Source organism: Verrucomicrobiia bacterium, from assembly GCA_035495615.1.
In the GTDB taxonomy this organism is placed as follows: domain Bacteria; phylum Omnitrophota; class Omnitrophia; order Omnitrophales; family Aquincolibacteriaceae; genus DATJFP01.
In genome coordinates, this window is sequence record DATJFP010000069.1 from 50,353 (window position 1) to 57,478 (window position 7,126).

The 7,126-nt window shown below is 60.0% G+C and carries 7 protein-coding genes; all 7 read right to left on the bottom strand.

Features of this window, described 5'->3' with window-relative positions:
- Positions 1–9: 9 nt before the first annotated feature.
- Positions 10–1,410 (bottom strand): tetratricopeptide repeat protein, encoded by a 1,401-nt coding sequence (locus VL688_08590; GenBank protein HTL48099.1) that lies wholly within the window; start codon positions 1,408–1,410, stop codon positions 10–12.
- A gap of 22 nt (positions 1,411–1,432) precedes the next feature.
- Positions 1,433–1,624, bottom strand: coding sequence for a hypothetical protein (locus VL688_08595; protein HTL48100.1), 192 nt, complete (start codon positions 1,622–1,624; stop codon positions 1,433–1,435).
- Between the two features lie 73 nt (positions 1,625–1,697).
- Entirely contained in the window at positions 1,698–1,949 is a 252-nt protein-coding gene (locus VL688_08600) for a hypothetical protein (protein HTL48101.1), read from the bottom strand.
- Positions 1,946–3,949, bottom strand: coding sequence for a CHASE2 domain-containing protein (locus VL688_08605; GenBank protein HTL48102.1), 2,004 nt, complete (start codon positions 3,947–3,949; stop codon positions 1,946–1,948). The genes VL688_08600 and VL688_08605 overlap by 4 nt, the downstream gene beginning before the upstream one ends.
- The gene (locus VL688_08610) at positions 3,946–4,539 is read right to left on the bottom strand and encodes a hypothetical protein (protein ID HTL48103.1); all 594 of its coding nucleotides are present in this window, start codon (positions 4,537–4,539) and stop codon (positions 3,946–3,948) included. Before VL688_08610 ends, VL688_08605 begins: the two co-directional genes overlap by 4 nt.
- Positions 4,536–5,252 (bottom strand): hypothetical protein, encoded by a 717-nt coding sequence (locus VL688_08615; protein HTL48104.1) that lies wholly within the window; start codon positions 5,250–5,252, stop codon positions 4,536–4,538. The genes VL688_08610 and VL688_08615 overlap by 4 nt, the downstream gene beginning before the upstream one ends.
- The coding region (locus VL688_08620; GenBank protein HTL48105.1) for a DEAD/DEAH box helicase at positions 5,249–7,126 on the bottom strand (1,878 nt) is incomplete at its 5' end. The genes VL688_08615 and VL688_08620, both read right to left, overlap by 4 nt.

Here is a 7,126-nt window from a genome sequence, read left to right on the forward strand (position 1 = left end):
GGTGAGGGGTTAAAACTTTTTCGTGTAAATCAGCTGCGTGCCGCCGATGTGCCGCGTGTAATCGTAGAAATTGTTCTGGTTCCACGAATCAATGAAGCGGTAATAGGCGCGCAGGCCCAGGTCGCGCGTGAGCTGGTAAGTCAGCGCGGTGTAAATGTCCCAGTCGACGTCGCGGCGCCTTGCAACGTCCGCGGTGGAAAGGGACGAGAAATTCGGATAGTAGCCAAAGCCGAGCCCGGTGGAAAAATCCACGGCAAAACGGTTGAGCGGCCGCTTGGTGGAAAGCAGCGAGCGGAAACCCGTGCGCACGTTCCATCCGAGCGAATCGAAATTATCGCCGCGCGTCATGGCGCCATTCACTTCGGGCCTCACGAACGCGTAGCGGGCAAAATCCTTGGAGTAAAAATACTGAGTCACGCCGAGGTCCTGGTAATAGCCGTCGCGTGAGGTCTGTCCCGGGAGAATGCCGTCCTGCCCGAAATTATCGGCGGACGAGCGGCTGTAAGCCACGGTACGCGTATACGGCGTCAGGCGCGTGTCCGCGCTGAGTGTCCAGATGTTGCGCAGGGAAAACATCTCGTCGTCGAGAAAGCCGAGCATGAGATCGTAGCGCAGGCCCGCGATCACGTCATACTGGCCCATCTGAAGCCGCTTGCGGAAGCTGATGCCCCATTCCTCGGAATGGAAGTTGAATTCGTTCAGGCTGTCGTCATGGAACGACTGGCGCGTGGCGTAATAAAGATCCACAGCCTTGTCGCGGTCCGAATACGCGCGGTATCCCAGTGTGAAATCCAGCGTCTGGCGTCCGGCGTTCTGATCGCCCGGGGCCGCAACCGTGCGGTCGTCCGGCTTCAGGGTCACGTTGCTGTCGTACTCGTAGCCGTAACGCGCGCCGACCTCCCAGCGGTTGGCGGCCGCCGGCTTTTTACCGGAACGTTCGAGCGCTTCGGACGACCACTGCTGGTAGGCGCTGGCCTCGCCGCGGTCCATCACCCAGCGGTATTCTTTCTGCGCTTCATCGCCGCGGCCCGCGTTTTCGTAAGCCTGCGCGAGAAAGAAATGCGTGGGCGTGTGGGCCGGGTCCTGGTCCAGGAGTTTCTGGAAAATCGCAATGGCTTCGTCGTTGCGTCCGAGGCGGGAAAGGATAATGGCTTTGTAGCGGAGAAGCAGCGGGTCCTCGGGATATTGAACGAGAAGCTCGTCGGTCGCGCTCAGCGCGCCCTGATAATCGCCCTTTTGAAACAAAACACCCGCGGGGCTTTCGATGAAAGATTCCGCGGCGATGCGCTTCACGGAAGCGTCCCCGTTCTCGGCAAAAACGAAAGAATGGCTGGAGATCCTGGCAGCCGCGAGAAGAACGAGAAAGGCCACGGAGGAACGCAAGACGCGGGATTTGAAGATGCCGGGCATCGGACTTCCTTTCGGAACCCGGTTAAGGGTTCTGCGCTCCGGGGACTTCTTGTTTGAACCCCGCCTGAGGATCACCCGGTTCCACGGAAGGCGCCTGAGAAGAAGAAACACCCTGGCTCAGTTCGGAATCCACCGCGGTTTCACGGTTGGAATGAAAGAGGGAGCATCCGGAGAAAAGGACGCAGGTCAAAATCAGCAGGGGGACGAGTCTCATAGCGTGACTATCATAGGGAATTTTGAGGCCGAATCAAGGGAAAATCCCTGACGGGGAACGGACTTACGGCGGTTTAACGCGGCGGCTTTGAAAACAAGCGGGTCAAAACTCTCCAAGTCCATGCGCCGCCGAGAATAAGGACAACGGGAAAGGCGTAGATCACAAAGGGCTGGCTGCCGGGGTAGGCATTAAAAAACCGGCCGATGACCGAAAAATCGCCGTGAATGGCGCCCGGCAGGACATAGAAGACGATCATGACCAGAGCGGCCGTGGAAAAAGCGCCGATCAGATTAAAAAGGAAAATCTTCTGAGACTCGTCCATCAAGCCTGGCTTCCGGTCTTCGGCAGCATGATGTGCCAGGCCGTGCCCTGCCCCTGAACCGTGTTGACCGTGATCTCTCCGCCGTGGTTATGGACGATCGAGCGCGATACGGAAAGCCCGAGGCCCGTCCCCTGCCCTTCGGCTTTGGTGGTGACAAAAGGCTGGAAGAGTTTTTTGAGAACATGCGGCGGAATGCCGGGGCCGTTGTCCGCGATGTCGAGATACGCGCTGCTTGCGTCTTCGCGGAGCCGGATCATCACGACCTTGTTCTCGCTTTCTTTCAAGGCGTCGCGCGCGTTATTGATCATGTTCATGATCACCTGCGACATCTGCCCCGCGTCGAAATCAAAAATCGCGACGTCGTCGAGCTGGGTTTCCACGTGCATGCGCTGGTACAGCAGCTCCTTGTTGAGGAGCAGCAGCGTGTCCTCGACGGTTTTTTTCAGGCTGCCCGGTTTTTTGTCCGACTGGTTTTTGCGCGAAAACGTCAGGATGCCGTTCAGGATCATCTCCGCGTTTTCCATGGTCTTAAAAATGACGCCCATGTATTTCTGGATGCGCTCGGGCGAAACGCCTTCGCGCGTGCAGCCTTCCACGTGCAGCTTGATGGCGTGCAGGATGTTGCGGAATTCATGCGCCATGCCTGACGAGATCTGCCCGACGGTGGCGAGCTTCGCGGAATGGATGAGTTCCTGCTGCATTTTTTTCAGCTCTTCCAGCGCCGTGAAATAGCGGAAGGACACCATGCTCAGGAAAACCAGCAGCAATCCCGCTTCGGGTTCGGCCACGTCGAGCCAGATGTTATTCAGAAAAAAAACGTAGGCAGCCAAAAAATAGCCGATGCCCAGCGCGGCCGTAAGCGCCATGGCTTGAGGCAGGGAGAGGAACATGACGACGAACATGACGAGCGCCCCCATCAAAAACAGCACGGCCGCCGAAGCCGCGGGTCCGGCGCGGCGGAGTGTTTTGCCCTCAAGGATGCTGGCAAGTCCCTGCGCCCGCACCATGAGTCCGGGCTCGCTGTGGTCGAACGGCGTGTTGTGCGTGTCCTGGAGCGACAAGGCTGTCCTTCCGACCAGCACGATCGCGTCCTTCATGGCCTTTTTCATTTCCTGCGCCTGCGCGGGCGTCATCAGGTCTTCGCTTTCCGAAGCCAGAATGAACGGGTAATACGCCGAAGGCGGCAGGGTCTTGCCGTAAAAATTGATCAGCACGTCGCCTTCCGGCGTTAGCGGGATGATTTTTTTTCCTTCTTTTCTTCCGACCACGATTTTGTCTTTCATGACTTTCACGTCGGACGGCGCCGCGTTCCAGAATTTGAGCAGCAGCATGAGCTCCAGCGAAGGATAGACCGAACCGCGGTAGCCCGCGATGAGCCTGAGGCGCCGCGTCACGCCCTGGCGGTCTCGCGGGATGTTGGAAAATCCCAGGCTCGTGCTTTTGGCCAGCCCGGAAAAAGGCAGCGCCACTTTGTCGAATTTTTCGAGGTGCGCGGGAGGCGGCCCGGAAACCGGCAGCGCGAATTCTTTCAGCCGCTGTTCTTTGGCCGGGTCTTTTTCGTAGCGGGAACGGTAGCCCTTCTCGAAGAAGTAACCGAGCGTCAGCCGGCCGCCCCATTCTTCCGCGCGGACCGTGAGCGAGGAATCGCCGGTCTCGTCTTTCGGGTCTTCGCTTTCGAAAAGAAGGTCGTAGCCCAGCGCCGCAGGCCTGGACGCGTCCTGATCGAGCTGGTAAAGCAGGCGCGCGTGATTGGACCGCGTCCACGGCCAGGGCCCGGACCGCGGATGGTCGAGGCTGGCCTCGTCGATGCCGATCATGACCACCCCCGGCGGCAGCCTGCGTTCGCCGCGCATGAGAAAGCGCGCATCCAGCAGCAGCGATTCCACCGGCTCGAGCACGCCGCGGGACGCGATGAGCAGCATCACCGAAAGCACGCTCAGGCCAATGACGAGTTCCCAACGGCGGTGTTTGTCCGAAAATATTTTTTTTACGGCCTCGATCATGCGTCTCCCAGGCGCTGGGAATCCCGCGCCGATTTTTTGAATCCCAAAGCATACGTCTGCATGGGCTTGCCTCCGAGTTCCGCGTACAAGGCCGCCCAATGGCCGAGCATTTCAGCCGCCGCGCGCCCGCATCTTTCCGCGGCTGCGGCGGGATCGATCCCGGCTCCTGCCGAAGACTCGAGCGCGGTTTCGTACAGCGCGGCCAGCGCGAACTGGCCCGAGCCCACATTCCTCATTTCCGCGATCAGCGCGCGCGTCTGCTCTTTCAAAAGCGCCGTGGACAATCCCCGCGCCTCTTCCGGTTTTAATCCGAGCCCCTGCCCGGCTTCCTTATATAAAGCCTTGTAGACCGCTTCGCTTTCGGCTTTGCGCGCTTCGCCGTAACAGAGCGTCATGGCGCTCACCGCAAAGTTGGCGCCGAAAAGCCGCGCCTGAAAAAGCGCCGCCGGCCCGGGAGTCACGCCGAGATCGTCCGCATCCTGACGGAACCGCTTCTCGCTGGAGGCCATCAGTTCCCGGCCCTTCTCGTAAGTTTTTTTGTCCGTGCCCGAAAAACGCTCGGGCCGGGCCAGCCAAGACCACAGGTTCATCTGGAAAGCCTCCTCTTTGTATCGTCCAACAAGGCGCCGCGCTTTTGCCCCGCCTTTTCCATCAATGCCGCAGATGCTTCCTTGCCTGCGGACCTCTTTTCCCAGGGCCGTGCGGGCTGGACTTTTTCAAGCGCCCGCGACGCAAGGCCGCGGACCTCCACGGCCGGTTTCCAGAAATGGGCGGCGCGTCCCGATTGCTCCGAAGCGGGGTTCACGGGCTCCGGCCGCGGGGCTTGCCGCGGTCCGCCTACGGGCGCGTTATGAAGCTCCCGCAAAAGGTCCGCGCCTTTTTTCCCGCGGAAGTCGAAAAGCAGCAATGGACTCTCCGAAAAATCGCGCGCAAAGCGGGAAACGGCTGCGGAAACGTGCCGGCAAAAGACGGACTCCCCGTCTTCCGAGCAAACAAGCCGGAACGTTTCTCCGGCCTCGGGAAAAAGCTTCAAACCTTTGCCTTGGAAAAGCGGCTCGAGAGTTTCCGGCATTTCACCCGACATGAGTTTCGCGGCCCAGATGGCGCGGCCTTTCATTTCCTTCCGCAGGGCTTCCCAGGATTCGCCCGGAATCGCGGGCCAGGCAATCTTGACGAAACACTGGTCGCGCTTAGCCTTGATCTCGCCCGGTTCCACCGTAAAAAATTCAAAAACGTCGTCCGCGGGCCCCGGAGCATCGGCCCCAAACGCCGCCAGCCACTTTTGCGCCCACCAGGTCTTCATTCCGCCACCGCCCCGCCGCCGAGCTCGACGATTTCTTTCAATTCCTCGATCGGGATTTCCGTGAGGAATTCCTCGAGCCCGCCCATGATCTTGTCCGCGAGCGCGGCTTTGCGCTCCAGAAGATCGTCGATCTTTTCTTCCAGCGTGCCCGCGGCGATAAATTTGTGCACTTGGACGTTGCGCGTCTGACCGATGCGAAAGGCCCTGTCCGTCGCCTGGTTTTCCACGGCCGGATTCCACCAGCGGTCGTAATGGAAAACGTGCGACGCCGCAGTCAGGTTGATGCCTAGCCCGCCCGCACGCGTCGACAGAATAAAAATCGGATAATCCTGCGTTTCCTGAAAAAGCCCGATCATTTCCTCGCGCTCGGCCGCGTCGCTCCCGCCGTGCAGGAAAAGCACGCGCCGCCTGAGCTTTTCTTCCAGCTCAGGCTTCAGGAGGGCCCCCATTTCCGCGAATTGCGTGAAGACCAGCGCCTTGTCGCCTTCGGCCAGGACCTCTTCGAGCATGTCGCGCAGGCGGTTCAATTTGCCGGACCGTTCGCCGAGCGCGCTTTTGTCTCTCAGGATTTGAGCCGGGTGGTTGCAGACCTGCTTCAATTTCATGAGGCCCGCGAGGATGATGCCTTTGCGCTGGATGCCGGAGGCGTTCTGCGCTTTCGCGAACATCTCCTGCACCGCGGCCGCGTACAGCGTGGCCTGTTCGCGCGTCAGGTTGCAATAAACCTTCATTTCCATTTTTTCCGGCAAGTCCTGAATGATGCTCTTGTCGGTTTTCAGGCGGCGCAGGAAAAACGGGCCGATCAGGCGCTTGAGCGTGTCGGCTTTTTTCGCATCACGCCGGTTCTCGATGGGCAGCTCGAAGCGGGTCCGGAATTCCGCCGCGAGGCCCAGGTAGCCGGGGTTCAGGAAATCCATGATGGACCACAATTCCGAAAGCCGGTTTTCCAGCGGCGTGCCGGTCAAGGCCATGCGGCTTTTGGCGCGCAGCGCTTTCACGGCGCGCGTTTGCCGGGCCTCGTCGTTTTTGATGTTCTGTGCCTCGTCGAGCACCACAAGGTCCCATTCCAGGCGCGAGAAAAGATCCTGGTCGCGCAGGACAAGTCCGTAAGTCGTAATTACAATGTCGGACGCGGATGCGCGCTTTCCGAATTCCGCGCCGGTCAGACGGTCCGCGCCGTGATGCACGGCAACGCCGAGCGCAGGCGCAAAGCGGGCGATTTCCTTTTCCCAGTTCCGCACGATGGACATGGGGCAAACAATCAGCACGGTCCGGCGCCCCGCGGCGGGATTTTTCTCACGCAGGAAATGCGTGATCATCTGCACGGTTTTTCCAAGCCCCATGTCGTCAGCCAGGCAGGCACCGAGATTTTTTTCGCGCATGAAGCACAACCAGGAAAACCCTTTGTGCTGGTATGGCCGCAGCTCGCCTTTGAAGCCTTCCGGGATCTCGACACGCGGGAATTCCAGCGCAGACGCGGAAAGAAGATGCCGGATCCAGCCTTCGGCGCGCACATCGACGACCGGAAGCCCGGTCTCGGAAAGATCCCCTTCCAGCGCCGCGTGCAGCGCCTCGCGGACCGGCATGGCGCGCCGAGGCGCTTTGTCGCGGCCCTGAAAAAACACGAGCGCGTTTTCGATTTCCTGTTCGCGGATTTCCACCCACGCGCCGCGGATTTTCAAAAGCGGCATGCGCAGCTCCACCAGGGCGCGGAACTCTTCCAGCGTGAGCTCCTGCCCGCCGGCCAGCACCTGCCAGTCGTAATCAAGCAGCGCCTCGAGGCCCGTTCCCTTTCCGGATGCCGAAGAAGATTTCAATTCCAGGCGCATGCCCAAGCGGTTTTTTTTCTGATGCCAGAAGTCCGGCACGAGCAC

What these genes read in the sequence shown, in the direction of transcription:
- VL688_08590 (HTL48099.1), bottom strand. Translation starts at nt 1,410, where the DNA reads ATGCCCGGCATCTTCAAATCCCGCGTCTTGCGTTCCTCCGTGGCCTTT.
- VL688_08595 (HTL48100.1), bottom strand. Translation starts at nt 1,624, where the DNA reads ATGAGACTCGTCCCCCTGCTGATTTTGACCTGCGTCCTTTTCTCCGGA.
- VL688_08605 (HTL48102.1), bottom strand. Translation starts at nt 3,949, where the DNA reads ATGATCGAGGCCGTAAAAAAAATATTTTCGGACAAACACCGCCGTTGG.
- VL688_08610 (HTL48103.1), bottom strand. Translation starts at nt 4,539, where the DNA reads ATGAACCTGTGGTCTTGGCTGGCCCGGCCCGAGCGTTTTTCGGGCACG.
- VL688_08615 (HTL48104.1), bottom strand. Translation starts at nt 5,252, where the DNA reads ATGAAGACCTGGTGGGCGCAAAAGTGGCTGGCGGCGTTTGGGGCCGAT.